This is a genomic window from Paenibacillus sp. EKM301P (genome assembly GCF_011800295.1).
Taxonomy (GTDB): Bacteria; Bacillota; Bacilli; order Paenibacillales; family Paenibacillaceae; genus Paenibacillus; species Paenibacillus polymyxa.
The window spans coordinates 1-15,395 of sequence record NZ_JAALFM010000002.1; the positions used below are offsets into that span (position 1 = coordinate 1).

The following is a 15,395-nucleotide window of genomic DNA, read 5'->3' on the forward strand; positions in this document are numbered from 1 at the left end:
TCGGTACATCTTAGACGCACCACACATGATGTAACCACGGGAGTTGGAGATCGTCAACAGGGTTGTTTTAGGCAGTTAGACCTCGACTCCGATAAATGTATGCTCACCCACTTGAATGAGTTCCATGTGTATCATGGTTACATGCACCTCCTCTTTGTTCATCCGGGATATTTTATGCGACATTTGCGGGTAAGTGTGGACACCCGTGGATACATTCAAAATTTTAGGAGGATTATGTATGTACAGCAAAATAGGCGATATCACAGAGACTATATGGAATGATTTTGTCTAGTCTTTGTGATCATCGTTAATGTTTTGGGTTTACGTTTTATTCAAGCTTCTTTAAATACTGTGGGGGTACAAGGTCAGCAAGCCAAACACCATGGTTGGCTTTATAAAACTTCACTTGATTAGCCAATGCCTTTGCTGTGTCTACTTCGAGAATCACCAGTTCCCCACGTCTTTTGCCTGCTAAAATTGCAAACTCAAGGGATTCAGACAGATGTACATACTTTCTCCCCATTGGCTTAATTCCTTCGGTGAAAATGTTATGGATTACCTTTGTGTTTGTACCGTGATAGAGAATCGTTGGTGGAGTAGCTTCCTTATAATTCAATCTGCCTGCACTGTGCCCGTAATTAGCTCTTATGTACCCATTAACCATCTCATATCTCTGCTTTGGACAATGGCTTACTACTTGCTCGATATCCGACTCACTGACATCAGACCATCTGTTCTCTGATCTTATTCCTTGCATCAGGTCTTGAATGTCACAATAACCCTCATGGTCTAGCTCAAGACCAAACTGTTCTGGTGTATGCCTCAGAATCTTACTTATAAATTTACTAAGGCTCTCTTCTTGTTTTGATGTTAGCATTGTATACTCCTTTAATAAAATATTTGTCTACCTATAATAACTTATCCAATGATACATAGCGCCTTGTGAAGTAAAGCCCCAAACCTCCGATAAGGAAAGATGTAGCTCCAATTAAAAAACCTCTTAGACTGTATCTGTTATAAGCCTCCAATATTTTTGCAAGTCCCAGCCCACAATGAAAATAACTGAAAATACCTCTTATCAAATCCATGATAAAAATTTCCGATTCTTAAATCCCTCCTCTCTCTAATAGTTGTCCGATGAAAATAAAGATTTAGACTGGATTTGTTGCTCCTAAGCTGATTCTGAATTGCTAAATCGTCAGACTTGGAATAATAAGTTTTAGACTGACCCAAATATAAAACCAGCGGCAGTCAAGGACCTGAAAATAAAGTCCTAGACTGCCGCTGGTTTATTGAACTAACGTTCTCTGTTAGCGTAACAAGTGGTGTAAAATTATTTCATGCGATAAGACTGGCTGTTTTGATAAATTTTATTTGATACAAGATGAGGTTCTTGTCATCCGCCGTACCGATCCAGCTAGTCGCGCTGCCACGCCTCGAAGGACTTGCCACTTATACTCTGCAGCGGCTTGCCACTAGGGAGCGAGAACATGTCACCCCCGTTGATATCTACAACCGTTTCGGTGCTACCGATCGGCTTGCCGTCAGTAAGAAACACCGAGGTCGATAAATTCTCCCTGAATCGCTAGGCTTCCAATCGCCTTAAATCGTTCCACCTCTATGGTTTTGCCGAAATAATTGGCTGGATCAACGTCTTCCATCAGTTCCATTCGACCATATCTGGCGTACGGGTCAGCACTTTCCGATGCGACTGTCGAGAATCCTCTCTATCGCTGGATATTCCTCGAATCTTCGTTCGATGAAACGTTGAATAACCGCCCCGTAAAGGGGCGGTTTTCTTATGCTTGCATGAATGCTTCTAACGGCTCCAGAGTCGAGAACGTCTTCTTTGCATCCTTCTTCCGTTGTTCATCATAGAGTTTGGTCAACTCTACGAATGATTCAGCTTTAATCTTCGTATAACTCGATTTGGTGTATCTGTTTATGTACGTCTTTTGCCCTTCCTCTTCAACCCACTCGTAAACGACGTCATATTTGTCCCTCAGATTCTTCAAATGAAGTGCCCGGCGCAACACTGCATAGTGTTCTTCAATGGCTTCATCGCATTCTTCCATAATCTTCTCGTATGCGCAGCCAACTCGCATCAGAATCTCTGATGCCCGTTCATCGCCGTATCTCGCGAGAAATTCCTTCAACGAAACCAGCGCATATAGCGTTATTTGTTCCTTGTCATTCGGATTCTTATATTCATAACAGCCTACAACCAAATTGCGGTCGGTCATTTCCTCCTTACTGAATTGCATCTTGAACAAATACTCGAGTGTCTTCTGCTTCATAACGGTTTCCAACATCTGTTCTTTATCAATCTTGATGCCTGTTGTCACCCACGGAAACGGTAGTTGGCCGTTACTTTCACGCGATAAGCTACCCCTAATATTTAAAATCGGTAGACCCGTAGCAATTGCGTACGACCTATTATATCCTTTGCCCACGAATATTTCCTGTTCTTCTCGCATGTGTCCTCCCCCTCCTTTTAGTACCAAGTTCCATTCGGCGCGTAGTGCCACCAGTTGTCTGCGAAGTGAATCTTCGCTCGATTCCAGCGAATTGCGATCCAAATTACCCTCCGCATTTTCCAGTAATTTCTTGGTTAAGCTATAGTTCTCCGTTCGTATTATGAGCTGTGACCTACGCTTACGGGCTTTGCCACTTCACTTCCGCTCTTCCAATCCCGCTCTGTCCATTGTCAGGTAACACTTTTATTTCCATCTCTCCAGGTACTTCATGAATCTCCGTTACAATCGGTTCAGACGAACCGAGGAATAAGATCCTATAGTAAACTATTATTGCATATCCATAAAACCACCACTTTTTTGTGTTGGTCTCCTATTAGTTCGTCACCGCTGCTTTTCATTAACCCGCGAAGATACTTCTGGGATAAATTGTATCATATGAGAACCATAAGTCCATCTAATGGTTGCGTTATCCTGCCCGTCGGCTAACGCCGGCTGCCAGTCTACAACTTTATTTTTCACGGTCTAATGCTTTGTTTTTCAGTCTAACACTTTATTTTCACAGAACAATAGTCTCATTAGACTATTTTGTTCTTCCCATAATTTTAAGAATGTATCATACTTCATAACATTCACGCACCTTCTGTATACTTTACCCATATCGCTAAGTTAGTAGCCTGACTGAAGACTCTCCTGTTTAAACCCGCCTCTTAATTCTTAGGTGCATGCAAATTATCTTCTTTATCAGATAAATTACTATGAAAAAAGCTTGCTCCCATTTTATTGTTAAAGGAGCAAGCTTATAGATATTCATTAATCGTTGTAAATTATATTGATTTAGGATTTTTATAGCACCAGTTTGGATCATAAGGCAGAGATCTAAACTTCTGCATATCCTCCCAACTGTAAACCCAATCATAATCAGGAATCCAAAAATAGTCAGTAGGATTAAGTTTGAGATATTCATATATAAATCGAAAAATAAGCTCTTCAACACCATAAACATCTTCAATATATCCTACTTGGTACAAGGACAAGCTTGAATCTAATCCACTAACATCCTCATCATGCTCATAATTAATTTCGTGATTTTCAATTCCGTCAATATAGAATATAAACTGCTGGTTATTTTCAGTACCTAGTGGGTTATAAGAAATATTTAGAGTTGTTGAAAAAAACTGCTCGTTCTTATATTTTTTATCATTGTCAAAATATAATCCAGCATCTGCATGAAAGGCAGCTACGATTGCATCTCCTAGTAATTTCTCAGGTGTATATTTTTCTCGTTCTATTAAAATAAAAGCCGAACTCCCCATCACTTAACCACCTTTCTTAATTCCTCCAAGGAATTTACAACAGTTACTCCTAGTTTCTTGATATTATCTAATTTTTCTATATTGCTTTGAGATAGATTGCCCAAAGGCTTATCAATATAAAGTATAACTTTCTTCTGTTCTGGATTAAAATAAAGCTTATCAGTTGTAATTGTCATTTTCTCAAGTTGTCCTTCTTTAACTGCTTTAATTGAAGCCTTAACCTCAATTAATTCATTTTTTGTAACTACATCTAAATCACCTGCAAGTTGACCATCTTTCTTTAATATTTTTTGTCCAAAACCTGTGACTTCCCGTTCTTCTTTTAAAAAGCCAGCTACTTTTGCTTCAGTTGCCTTTCCTACATCTGAGCTATTCATAAAGTTCTCAATATCCCGGTTAATATTTTTGGGATGTTGATCAACCCATGTCAATTCATTGCCAGCAGGGTTTGTATATTTTGTCTTATTTCCTTCCTTAATTATGCTACCCATATTATTATTGTGGGTTCCCTCGATCACATGTGGAGCCTTTTCTGCCTTAGCTCCCGAAGAAGGGGTAGATTTTGATGAGCCTCCGCCTTCTCCTTTCACCATCTGCCACAATTCGGCTGTTTTTTCTCCTATTCCACTTGCACCTTTAAATGCGGTGGTACTTCCATGCGCTGCCAAAGCTGCAGATCCAATTAATCCTGGTACTCCAACGATACTTCCAACTCCTGTAGATGAAACAGCAACTGATAATCCTTCTCCACCTAATCCAGCTACTACCTCACCGGCGCCCTGCAATGTCGTAGCTACGTGACCGAGAATTTCGCCTACTTTAGCTGCCATAGGATGATCATAATCCCGTTCTTTATCAGGCAGTATCCCTAAGGTTAAATCTTCTTGAATAGCACCTTTTGCTCCCTGTGCAGTATCCCAGAAAATTTCTCCTTGTAGCTTGCTAGCTTCCAGTTGGGCTTCGGCCTTGGTGATCTCCGCTTTTCCAATCTGTTCAAAAATTTTATGTAACCAACCTTCACCGCTGGATGCTGTTTTGATAGGTACACCATTCCCTGGCACATCTAATACGACTTTTTCCCCATCTACTTGTGTGAAGTTATTTGAAATAAAAATGAGTTCTTGTGCAACCGTAGAAAGTCGTTCAAGCGTTACACTCATGGATTGTCGAGAAACCTGGAATTCCTGAAAAAATCTTTCTCGGGTAGCCCCTGACCAGCCTTGTTGCACAAAATCAATTTGTCCGCTCAAAGAATTCAGCATACGTTCCATTTCATGCTTTCCGTGTAAGAACTGATCAGCCACTTCCATCAATTTGTCAGGTGGAACTAAAATTCTCCCCATTCTACCACGCCCACTTTAATTTTGATGGAAATAATCTTATCAAAAGGGGTGATTTAGGAAAATCCATCTACTATCCTGTTATTTCCTTTTAATCCTTGTGACATTTGAACTGAAATAAACAGATTTATTATGTCTTAAGTATCATACTCCCTTGTTATAAGATACATTTATTAACGTGGCACTATTAGCCCTAAACTTCGCCCCTCAACCATATCCTGCAACTCAGGAATCAGTGTCAGGCGTAGTTTTGAACTTAAAAGCATTTTATTTGCAATTGGAATGGTGGGATCAGCTTACTCTTCCTCTTCGTTAACCGCTTTAATCAGTTCTCCATAGACTGCCTTCGTCTGAGCAGATGCATGTTCTTTAAAATGTGTAAACAACCTCATACATCTGATTGCTTGTATTCTATTATTAGCTTCAGCAGACTTTTCCAAACAGCTGAACAAAAATGTGAACCCATCTGAAAACTTCCCTTCACGCAAATGGTAGATTGCTAATCCCCTTGATAAATGAGTAAAACGTTCTGAACTAATTTGTTGAGTATACACGCCTGCCTGATTCTGTTCATTCAAAAAAGATTGAATTTCTGTTTTAAACATTTCAAGGATGTGATCTACATTAATATTATATCGATTAGCCGCCTCAATTATATTATCTATTGCAGGGAGTATTTCACCTTTCTTTGAAGAGAAATAAGCAACATAATCAGGGATTACACCTAAGTCGCCTGACATAAGCCTATTCACATAAATATTAGCGGTTGCCCATTCTTTAAATTGATTTTTCCATTCTAGAGTCGTTTTATCTTTCTCTTCTACCCAGCTTAAATCGGCATATCTCTGGATATGTTGGAGCGCTGTCTCATAATCTTTATTAGCATCACAAACTTCAGCACGTATTAAATGCGAAAATGCCCAGTAGACAAATGGAGGGTATAGCGGCTTCTTTGTGTGTTCATTATTTTCATGATGCTGTTGGTCAATTTTGTATTGTATTGTAGCTTTATTTCCTAATGCTTTTGCAAACACATCCAATTTATCCCACTTTCGTAGAGAACGATATGTATTTACTAACGCTCTTAGCGCATCAAGCTGATCTATCTCATCTAACCGTTCAACGTAAGGTTCAAATTGAATTGCTGCATCATAGTTTTTCTCTTGATCGTCTCCAATACGAATTGTAAACAATCGATATTGGCAAACGGCCAATCGTTCTGAATACTGATACTTTTCCCCTTCTGCCACATTTTCATAAAGGAATGCCGCTGCTTCAGTAAAACCTTTTTTATAAGAGTCCTCGGCTACTTCAAAAAGTGAAGGAAGATAAATAGGATTATCTAGCAACATACCTACAACTCTTCGCAAGCAATCAAGTCGCCCTAACTCCACACAACGGTACAAAAAAGGACTAATTCTTCGCCAGTTGAGCGGTTCTTCTTCAATACATTCATCAATATAACGTTCATAAAAATAATCCGGTGGTAAATTCATTCCCATAGTGATGCGATCTAGCTGGTGAACAGAAATAGATCGGTTGCCCGTCACAATGCCACTAACTGTACCTACATTCAAATCAATCATGTGACCAAACTCGGTCATGGTTAAACTTTTCCGTATCAGATAGGTTTGAACTTCTGCTCTAATCGTAGGTATGATCTCCATAGATAAACCACCCTTTCAACGTAAACTCGGCATACAATACATAATACATTTTTGCACTTTTTACATATATTTCTCAAAAGAAGATTTTCTCATATTGCTTATATACCGCAAAACACGCAATAAAAAGGCTAGACGGATAACTCCATCTAACCTGTTCCCTTATCCATTTGGTTTATACTCTGTACCTTTTAAGTGCTTTAAATATCATGCATCTTTTTTCTGTTAAGAATAATTACATTTCGCCATGGTGACTCGGTTGATAGCCATGTTCTTGATCATGAAAAAGTAAAGGGGCAGTAACTATCGCTACTAACATAAAGCTGGTTGCTAAAAAGGTCAGAATTATTTTACGCTTCATCTTGATCCACCTCATTAATCAAATTTCTGTAAGCTGTCTTCGTCTCAAATGATGAATGCTCTTGATAAGACTCAAAAAGCCTCATACATTTAATTATATATGATTTATTATTGATTAATGTAGATTTTTCCAAACAACTTAATAAAAATTTAAAACCATCAGAGAATCTTCCTTTAGTCAAAAAGTAGACTGATAATTCCTTAGAAAAATGTATAAAACGTTCTGTTATGAATCTTTGAGTATAAAAGCCTTCGATTTTTTGTTGTTCTAAATAAGATGAAATGTCCTCCTTGAATTGCTCTAAAATATCATCTACATCAAATTGGTATCGATTAGCCGCCTCCAGGATATTATCAAGTGCGGGAAGAACCTCATCTTTCCTTGAAGAAATATAAGCTACATACTCGGGAAGTACGCTCTCTTCGCCTGAAAGAAGCTTATTTACATAAGTATTTACTACCGCCCAATCCTCATATTTATTTTTCCATTTCAATGTTTCTTCATCTGTATCCAAAACCCAGCTTAAATCTGCATATTTTTTGATATGATGAAGTCCCTTTTCATAGTCTTTCCTCTCGTCATATGCTTGTGCACGAAGTAAATGAGAAAAAGCCCAATAAGCAAACAGAGGAAAGCTTGGTTTCTTTGCATTTTCTTTTTTGGATGGATGGCGTTCTTGCTCCAGTTTATATTGAATTTTTGCCTTGTCTCCCAGAGCTTTAGCGAATAATTCTACTTTGTCCCATTTTCGTAACGAACGGTATGTATTCGCCAGATCTTTTAATGCATCTAACTGTTCTATCTCATCTAGTCGATCAACGTATATTTCAAATTGAACGGCTGCTTCATAGTTTTTCTCCTGATTATCTCCTTGCCTTGTATGGAACAAGCGATACTGACACATAGCCAGACGTTCTGAATATTGCTTTTTCTCACTTATAGCCACATTTTCATAAAGTATGGTTGCCGCTTGATACATTTTTTCATGAAATAATTCTTCGGCAAGCTCAAATAAAGATTCTGAATAGCCTAGTTTATCCATCAATAAATTAACCACATCATGAATGCAGTCCAATTTATTGAGTCTCGCACAATTATGTATAAAAGGACTCATTCGACGCCAATTCGGATTAGCCTCTGCTAAATACTCAGACACGTAGCGTTCATAGTAATAACCAACGGGATAGCCCATCGCTTGTGTAATTCGGTCTAACTGATCGACTGAAAGTGTGCGGTTCCCATTAATAATACTGCTCATGGTGCCCGGATTCATTTCGGCTGCTCTAGCTAAATCACTTAGGATTAAATCATGATCTCTCATATGTTTTGCTATCTCTGTGAGTATCGTGGTTGTTGTGTTGTACAAAGTAACCACCCCTTGTCAGGAACTTAGTAGGATATCAGCTCATTAAAAAAGGACTATTGCAATCCAATGATTGTATAGCCTTTCCGCAATTCATTGTACCATCTTTTGGCACAATATCATATACCTTTCAGAACCTTACTTAAGATACCTTTGAAGGGTTTGCAAAGAAAATTAAGCTCTACAAATCCTGAGACATACGAATCATATCTCTACACTGTATGCCATTCTCATAAATTTCTTCTACATAGTTATGTCTGACAAAGAAATCTAGATCTACACCTACAATTCTGAAACCACATTTTTGGTAGAGAGCTAACTGTCCAATGCTAGAGTTTCCTGTACCAATTTCTAATGTTTTATAGCCTTGTATCCGGGCTGTTTCAATCGCATGTGTCACTAATTGTCTGCCAATCCCCTTACCCTGCATGACTTCCGATACTGCAATATTCACCACCTCAATTGTTTCAGGTCTTGTAGGTAAAAGAACATAGACTCCCACAATTTGATGGTCAATTTCTGCTACATAACACTGCCCTCTTTTCAAATATTCCTCAACAAGTTGGCGCGAAGGATCAGCTAGTAACAAGAGCTCTAACGGATAATTTTCATTTGAATTTAGCAATCTAATATTCATCTATTCTCTCCTATATGTATGGTAATCCCCGGATTTTCCTCTTATTGATCTATTCTAGAAATCCAGGGTGGTGGCGATGAGATGAAGCCTTAACTCAGGTTGATCTCAATTCATACGACCCATTATGAAGCGAAAGACGGGCAGAGCATATACCTTCAAACAAGACACGGATGCTGAACACGGTCGGAAGCCTATCATCAGGAAACCAGGGACGTTGCTTGTCTGTAACAATAAAGGAACCTTCCACATCCCCTAGCGGTACAAATTTCTGTCCAGCCCCTCCCCATGAATTAAGTTGGAACGTTTCGGTAATTATTCTAGAACCCTCTGGGACATCATCGACCGGAAGACCAATCTCGCTTATACGAAGTATCGAGGGAGATCCGAAAGCTTCAGCGACTGCATTATCGAGTGTATGGTGGGCAATGAATTCAACGAGGTTTTGATCCGGATCATAGAAGTAAAACGCGGTTGCATTCCAGTTTTCGAAAAAAAACTCATCTTCTTGGTGCCTTGAAATCAACGAAATTCCTCGGTTGATAGCCCACTGTTTGGCTTCTATAAATTTATTGGTTGGAATCGTAAAGGCAATATGGTAAAACTCATTTTCCATATGGGAGGATTCCTGAAAAGCAAGCACCGATTCACCTACTTGAAACGATAACCGCGATGGACCCTCCTCTACAACCTGCAAATCCAGGAGAGAACCGTAAAAAATCTTCATCGCTTCGAAGCTGTGTGTACCTAAGAGCACTTCTTTTAATTTCAAAGCAGTCGTCCTCCTCATAAATAAAAAATAAGACCATTACATTGATTATTGGCTATCTTTTAATTCGCTCAAAAGTTTGGAATTCACATCCAACGCCTTAAATCGAAGTAATATATCCTGTTCATCCAGAGCTTTACTTTTCGCCATTTCGAGATAAAGCTTGGGCTGATCCCGAAATGCCCGTGCGCCCCCAATCGAGTATGCCTTCTTGAGATATTTATAAGCTAATCCAGGCTTGCTCTGAAGAAGATGCGTTTCCGCCATTTGAATGTAAGGCTCTGCATGTATAATTCGGTGCCCTGAACCTTCCAAATCTAAAATTTCGTCATTTAAAAGCTCTACTGATCGCTCCATATGACTGTTATAGTTGAGTATTTGAACATACTGATGTAAGGTTACACCTGTAATGCCCCATGTATGCTTTGGCTCAGGGATTAGATCCCAAGCCTTCTGTGCCTTTTCCTCGGCCATACCGCTATCTATGGGAAGTGTAAGAGCTGCTTCCTCTCCAAGAGCCCAAATCGCTTCTTCCAATTGAGCCTCCAGATCGTGATACATTCGAATATCCATCAGATTCCTCCCCATAAATAATGTAATTTCAACACATAGAGATGTCTACTCCTTCATTACGATTAACGAAAGCGCTTAATTAAGGATACCACTCCCCAGATAAGCAACGCCAAGATCCCGTTTGCCTCTCCATATTTTAACGCACGTTGACTTCCGTTGCATTTGATTTGAACATTTTTATTTTTGTGATAATCGATAAAAATGCTAGCAGTGCAAACATCATTCCACTCCAGATGAGCTGGTGTATTCCCAAGTGAGAGATAAACCACCCACCCATAGCAGCCCCTATCGTAATACCGAGATTAGAAAATGAGACAAATAGGCTATTACCGAACTCTGGAGCTTCTTTCGCTTCAGTGGTTAACCATGCTTGGCTAATAATTAGCCCTCCGGAATGTACAGCTCCCCAAATGAGCACAACCACAATCATCGGTAGGAAAGAAGTACCCAGAGCATAAGTGAGTACGTAAATGACCATATATAGCAACGGGAACGTGATGACAGTCTTTGTCAGATTTTTATGTAGTAATCCCCCAAATAAAAAGTTCCCAAAAATCATAACGATTCCAAAGACCATCAGCATCATACTGATCCATGACCCGTTCATACGGGTTATTTCTCCAAGATATTCAGCAAAATAGCTATACACTGAAAACATAGCTGCAAAGATAAAAATAACTGACATAATATTGAACCATAATTGAGGCTTGCGTAATACACTTAGCTGTTTGCCATAAGACATTTTTTCCTGAACAGGTAGAGAAGGAAGCCATATGAGGATTCCTACAAATGCAATCATGCTTACGACAGCTCCAAACCAGAAAGCAGCTTCTAACGCTATTTTCTCAGCAAGATAAGAAGTCAAGGGTACGCCAAAAGCAAATCCTACCGTGATTCCGGCGAAAACCTTGGTGACGGCTTTACTGCTCTTTTCAGGGGGAACAAGATTAGATGCGGTCACGAGGGCAACTGAAAAAAAGACAGGATGAAATATTGCAGGAAGAACACGAAAAATGAGCATGACCTCAAAATGAGTAGTATAGGCATAGACAAGATTTGAAATAACAAAACTGAATACTGCTATTAATAGAATAACTTTACGATTCATGCCAGAAACGAGTAAGGTCAAAAACGGCCCTGAGATCGCAACAACGAAAGAAAATATACTGACGAGCCAACCAGCCTGGGAAGCTGATATATTGAATTTTTGAGTGACTTGGGGAAGAACACCTATAATACCCATTTCCGTTGTAATAATGCCGAACACGCCCAAAGCTAGAATGATAATAAGTATCGGGTTAACCTTTTTCATAGTAAGTATAAGCCTCCAATTAATTATATATATAGATTTGTAGATATGTTATGTGAAAAAAAACTCCTTTCTGTTTATAGTTCTTTTTGGATGTACTCGGCAAATTCCTGTATTGTTTTTTCATTCCGACGGTAGTACGTCCACTTTCCTACTCGCTCAGACTCTAACAAACCGGATTTTTGCATCGTTAATAAATAACTTGAGATTACAGACTGTGCAAGCCCCGATTTGGCCTGAATATCTCCCACACATACACCAATTTGAAAATTGAGCCCTTGCTTTAAATAAGCCTGCTCATCAAAATAATCTTCTGGTTTTTTTAACCACTGCATAATCAGACGACGAGTCTCGTTCGACAAAGCTTTATAAATCAATGACGGTTCCATACTTCACATTATATCTACTTTATTAGATTTGTAAATATTTAATTCAGATGATTCCTCAGATGATTACATAGAAAAAAATAATAAAGGCTGCTTCCTCACGGAGAATCCGCTTGGAAACAGCCTGTTCGTGTCATCTCAACTACACAGATTTACTCTTATTCGAGCGGTACATCAAGTACAGAAAATACGGTGCACCGATTAGTGCAATCAGCAATCCAGAAGGAATTTCGGTCGGCGCAAGCACGGTCCGTCCAATCGTATCCGCCAGCACCAGCATGACCGCTCCCAAGATGCTAGACAGAACAATGGAACGGCGTACATGGTGCCCGATCAACGTACGCACGATATGCGGAGCAATCAGCCCAATGAAGCCGATTGTACCCACACAGGCTACTGCTCCACCCGCCAGCAGCACACCTACTACCATCGCCCATAGCCGGGTGCGGCGCACCGGAAGCCCCAGTCCCATAGCGCTGCTATCGTCAAATACCAAAAGATCGAAACGGCGAGCCAGCCACCATGCTACTGGCAACAACACGAGTAGAAAGGCCAGAATGGTTGCCACCTGCCCCCAGTTTCGAGCGTAGGTGCTACCAGTCAGCCAGATATAGCCTGTGCTACCCCAGAGCGAACCTTGGATGATCAACACCTGAATACCGGCTGATCCGATGGCAGATACGGCAACCCCAAGCAGGATGACCACTGACGGATTTAGGTGCTTGTTCCACGATAAAAAGAAGATCACCGCTGCCGACACTGCCGCTCCAGCAATCGCCGCGATGGGCAGCATATAAATAGGCAGCCCAGGCCACACGATAATCACTGCAAGCGCACCGAAACCAGCCCCTGACGAAACTCCAATGATCGAGGCATCCGCCAAAGGATTACGAACCGCTAGTTGGATCAAGACGCCGCTGACCGCAAGCGCGATACCAGCCCCGGCCGCCACCAGCGTACGTGGTATTCTAAATTGAAGCAAAGCCGAATTCGCACTCTCCCCGCCAAACAGGCCGGATAGCAGATCCCCCACTGGAATGCGCATTCCTCCAAACATCAGGCTGAATACCGTTAGCAGCACGGCACAGCACGCAAATATTGTAGCCAGTCTGCCAAAAGGTAATTTCCGAGAGCGCACACCTATGTTCATGGAAGACTGTCCGCCGATACCGGATGGCAGCTTCATTTTCCGCAAAATCAGCCAAATCAACCAAGGTGCCCCAATCAAGGCCATGACCGCTCCGGTTGGCAGATCCATGCTTGATTTGTGAATCATTTTCGCCAGCACGTCTGCGCCGATCAACAGCAGTGCCCCCCAGAGGAAGGAACCGGGCAGCACCCAACGATGCATTTTCAACCCGCTTAGGCGCACCAAATGCGGAGCCACCAAACCTACAAACCCGATGGGACCAATGACGCTGACTGTAATGGTCGACAGCAGAACCGCCAATACAATACCCACCGCCCGGGTTAAGCTAACCTTTTGTCCAAGGGACGTGGATGTGGACTCATCCAGATCCAGCACATCAAACTGCCTTGACAGCAAGACAGCAATTACCGAGAGTCCTACGACCCAAGGCCAAGCGTAAGTCGTCCCACTCCAATCATTTTGCACCAGTGAGCCCGAACCCCAGAGAAACAGTCCCTGTGTTTCAAATGAATAAAAGATATGTAGCGCTCCGGTGAACGAACCAAGAACCATGGATACGATCAAGCCGGCAAGCGCCAACCGAATCGGAGTTCCCGCTCTTCCCCCGCCCATAAAGTAAGCCAGCACCGCTGCCAGCAGACCGCCAGCGGCGGCAAATAGAAATGGCGCCTGGTGCAGCAATCCGGGAAACATCACCGCACCCAGTACGACCACAAAGTAGGCACCCGCGTTTATCCCTAGGGTATCAGAAGCTGCCAGTGGATTTTTGGTGATGGCCTGAAGCAAAGCACCCGCGATGGCCAGCGCACCGCCAGCCAGAATTCCAATGACCGTACGCGGCATCCGAAGATCCCAAACCATGTTATGCTCAAGCGTATTCTGACGCTGGGTCAACGCCTCGATGACTGTATGGAGCGGGATCGAAGCCTCCCCATAACACAAGCTTACAAAAAAAAGCACGATGAGGACGATCAAGCCGCCCCCAAAGATGCTTCCTATACGCCAAGTCTTCGATAACCCCGTTGTGTCCGTTCGGGTCATTTCGTTAGAGCTCCGACTACTTGATCAACCAGTACTTTGGACGAAATTGGGCCGCCGAAAGTCCATGTTGTACCGTCTAGCGGGTAGGTGCGTTTTTCTTTAACAAAGTTCAGTCCGTTCCATACCGTGTTGTTCTTCATCGCAGCGCCAAATATATCGTCCGTCTTCTGCGTAATGTAGATAAAATTACTGTCCTGTACAGCTGGAAGAGCTTCGATGCCTACGGTACTAAATCCGTACTTCTCAGTCTGGTCCGACTTCCAGTCGTTCACCATGCCGATTCTCGCAAGCGTACCCGCTACAACTGAATTATCCTTGAACATTCGCAGACTGGCAGCATTTTGAGCTGTAAAGGCCTGTGTCAGCGCATAGTGAAAGTCTACTTTGCCCGCTTTCTCCAATGTTGCCTTTGCCTCTACGTAGTGCTGGTCAAGCTCGCTTAATACTTTATCAGCCTGTTCCGTTTTACCGGTAGCCACCGCGATTTGCTTGAAAATCTCGACCATACGGTCGTAATCATAGCCGTTCCCCTTGTAAGGATCGTATTCTATCGTTGGTGCAATTCCCTTAAGCTGCGCATAGATCGCTGCATTGTTATCGGCGTTAGAGATAATAAGATCCGGCTTGAGCGCCGCAATCGCTTCGAGATTGGGTTCGCCCCGTGTACCGATATCCGTTACGGTATCAGCCAGCTTCGCCTCTGGTGTCACCCACAGCTTGTAATTGGCATTGTCCGCATTCCCGACCGGCTGTACGCCAAGTGCTATCAGATCCTCGGTAAACGTCCATTCGAGTACAACGACACGTTCCGCTGGCTTGTCCAGCTTGACTTCCCCATGGTCGTCCTTAACCGTAACCGGACCAGCCGCTGTAGATGTCTGCTCAGACCCTGTAGCCCCTTCCGTCTTCGAGCTATTCGCAGCCGAACCGCAGCCTGCCAATACAATCGCTAAAACTACAAATAACAATAGGCCATTCCACATCTTTTTCATTTCTCTCAATCACCCCTGTATGT

15 protein-coding genes are annotated in these 15,395 nt (G+C 41.9%); all 15 read right to left on the reverse strand.

Features of this window, described 5'->3' with window-relative positions:
- Positions 1 to 328 precede the first annotated feature (328 nt).
- The 15 genes from HFD99_RS05410 to HFD99_RS05470 all read right to left on the reverse strand — a co-directional run bounded on the left by HFD99_RS05410 (position 329) and on the right by HFD99_RS05470 (position 15,372).
- Positions 329 to 877 carry an RNA 2'-phosphotransferase gene (locus HFD99_RS05410; RefSeq protein ID WP_123796962.1) on the reverse strand — a complete coding sequence of 183 codons (549 nt, stop codon included), beginning with the start codon at positions 875 to 877 and terminating at the stop codon, positions 329 to 331.
- A gap of 667 nt (positions 878 to 1,544) precedes the next feature.
- Positions 1,545 to 1,670, reverse strand: coding sequence for a hypothetical protein (locus tag HFD99_RS25905; protein WP_016820444.1), 126 nt, complete (start codon positions 1,668 to 1,670; stop codon positions 1,545 to 1,547).
- A 129-nt stretch (positions 1,671 to 1,799) separates the two neighbouring features.
- Positions 1,800 to 2,579 (reverse strand): hypothetical protein, encoded by a 780-nt coding sequence (locus tag HFD99_RS05415; RefSeq protein ID WP_225164862.1) that lies wholly within the window; start codon positions 2,577 to 2,579, stop codon positions 1,800 to 1,802.
- A 722-nt stretch (positions 2,580 to 3,301) separates the two neighbouring features.
- Positions 3,302 to 3,790, reverse strand: coding sequence for a hypothetical protein (locus HFD99_RS05420; RefSeq protein WP_016820446.1), 489 nt, complete (start codon positions 3,788 to 3,790; stop codon positions 3,302 to 3,304).
- Positions 3,790 to 5,133 (reverse strand): WXG100 family type VII secretion target, encoded by a 1,344-nt coding sequence (locus HFD99_RS25630; RefSeq protein ID WP_016820447.1) that lies wholly within the window; start codon positions 5,131 to 5,133, stop codon positions 3,790 to 3,792. Before HFD99_RS25630 ends, HFD99_RS05420 begins: the two co-directional genes overlap by 1 nt.
- A gap of 293 nt (positions 5,134 to 5,426) precedes the next feature.
- Positions 5,427 to 6,797 carry a helix-turn-helix domain-containing protein gene (locus HFD99_RS05430; protein WP_016820448.1) on the reverse strand — a complete coding sequence of 457 codons (1,371 nt, stop codon included), beginning with the start codon at positions 6,795 to 6,797 and terminating at the stop codon, positions 5,427 to 5,429.
- Between the two features lie 232 nt (positions 6,798 to 7,029).
- A complete protein-coding gene (locus HFD99_RS25910; RefSeq protein WP_016820449.1) occupies positions 7,030 to 7,155 on the reverse strand; it encodes a hypothetical protein in 126 nt (41 codons plus the stop codon).
- On the reverse strand, positions 7,145 to 8,476 hold the full coding sequence (locus HFD99_RS05435; protein WP_016820450.1) for a helix-turn-helix domain-containing protein: 1,332 nt from the start codon (positions 8,474 to 8,476) through the stop codon (positions 7,145 to 7,147). Before HFD99_RS05435 ends, HFD99_RS25910 begins: the two co-directional genes overlap by 11 nt.
- 223 nt (positions 8,477 to 8,699) lie before the next feature.
- Positions 8,700 to 9,155 carry a GNAT family N-acetyltransferase gene (locus HFD99_RS05440; protein WP_016820451.1) on the reverse strand — a complete coding sequence of 152 codons (456 nt, stop codon included), beginning with the start codon at positions 9,153 to 9,155 and terminating at the stop codon, positions 8,700 to 8,702.
- Between the two features lie 94 nt (positions 9,156 to 9,249).
- Positions 9,250 to 9,924: a VOC family protein gene (locus tag HFD99_RS05445; protein ID WP_016820452.1), complete on the reverse strand. Its 675-nt coding sequence runs from the start codon at positions 9,922 to 9,924 to the stop codon at positions 9,250 to 9,252.
- A gap of 45 nt (positions 9,925 to 9,969) precedes the next feature.
- On the reverse strand, positions 9,970 to 10,494 hold the full coding sequence (locus tag HFD99_RS05450; protein WP_016820453.1) for a hypothetical protein: 525 nt from the start codon (positions 10,492 to 10,494) through the stop codon (positions 9,970 to 9,972).
- A 136-nt stretch (positions 10,495 to 10,630) separates the two neighbouring features.
- Positions 10,631 to 11,806: an MFS transporter gene (locus HFD99_RS05455; protein ID WP_123796960.1), complete on the reverse strand. Its 1,176-nt coding sequence runs from the start codon at positions 11,804 to 11,806 to the stop codon at positions 10,631 to 10,633.
- 74 nt (positions 11,807 to 11,880) lie between these two features.
- Positions 11,881 to 12,192 (reverse strand): ArsR/SmtB family transcription factor, encoded by a 312-nt coding sequence (locus HFD99_RS05460; RefSeq protein ID WP_014599587.1) that lies wholly within the window; start codon positions 12,190 to 12,192, stop codon positions 11,881 to 11,883.
- 139 nt (positions 12,193 to 12,331) lie between these two features.
- On the reverse strand, positions 12,332 to 14,380 hold the full coding sequence (locus HFD99_RS05465; protein ID WP_123796959.1) for an iron ABC transporter permease: 2,049 nt from the start codon (positions 14,378 to 14,380) through the stop codon (positions 12,332 to 12,334).
- Positions 14,377 to 15,372 (reverse strand): ABC transporter substrate-binding protein, encoded by a 996-nt coding sequence (locus HFD99_RS05470; RefSeq protein ID WP_123796958.1) that lies wholly within the window; start codon positions 15,370 to 15,372, stop codon positions 14,377 to 14,379. The genes HFD99_RS05465 and HFD99_RS05470 overlap by 4 nt, the downstream gene beginning before the upstream one ends.
- Positions 15,373 to 15,395 lie beyond the last annotated feature (23 nt).

Excerpts from the sequence above, each read along its gene's own strand:
- HFD99_RS05410 (WP_123796962.1), bottom strand. The coding sequence starts at position 877 with ATGCTAACATCAAAACAAGAAGAGAGCCTTAGTAAATTTATAAGTAAG.
- HFD99_RS25905 (WP_016820444.1), bottom strand. The coding sequence starts at position 1,670 with ATGGAACTGATGGAAGACGTTGATCCAGCCAATTATTTCGGCAAAACC.
- HFD99_RS05420 (WP_016820446.1), bottom strand. The coding sequence starts at position 3,790 with ATGGGGAGTTCGGCTTTTATTTTAATAGAACGAGAAAAATATACACCT.
- HFD99_RS25630 (WP_016820447.1), bottom strand. The coding sequence starts at position 5,133 with ATGGGGAGAATTTTAGTTCCACCTGACAAATTGATGGAAGTGGCTGAT.
- HFD99_RS05430 (WP_016820448.1), bottom strand. The coding sequence starts at position 6,797 with ATGGAGATCATACCTACGATTAGAGCAGAAGTTCAAACCTATCTGATA.
- HFD99_RS25910 (WP_016820449.1), bottom strand. The coding sequence starts at position 7,155 with ATGAAGCGTAAAATAATTCTGACCTTTTTAGCAACCAGCTTTATGTTA.
- HFD99_RS05435 (WP_016820450.1), bottom strand. The coding sequence starts at position 8,476 with ATGAGAGATCATGATTTAATCCTAAGTGATTTAGCTAGAGCAGCCGAA.
- HFD99_RS05440 (WP_016820451.1), bottom strand. The coding sequence starts at position 9,155 with ATGAATATTAGATTGCTAAATTCAAATGAAAATTATCCGTTAGAGCTC.
- HFD99_RS05450 (WP_016820453.1), bottom strand. The coding sequence starts at position 10,494 with ATGGATATTCGAATGTATCACGATCTGGAGGCTCAATTGGAAGAAGCG.
- HFD99_RS05455 (WP_123796960.1), bottom strand. The coding sequence starts at position 11,806 with ATGAAAAAGGTTAACCCGATACTTATTATCATTCTAGCTTTGGGCGTG.
- HFD99_RS05460 (WP_014599587.1), bottom strand. The coding sequence starts at position 12,192 with ATGGAACCGTCATTGATTTATAAAGCTTTGTCGAACGAGACTCGTCGT.
- HFD99_RS05465 (WP_123796959.1), bottom strand. The coding sequence starts at position 14,380 with ATGACCCGAACGGACACAACGGGGTTATCGAAGACTTGGCGTATAGGA.
- HFD99_RS05470 (WP_123796958.1), bottom strand. The coding sequence starts at position 15,372 with ATGAAAAAGATGTGGAATGGCCTATTGTTATTTGTAGTTTTAGCGATT.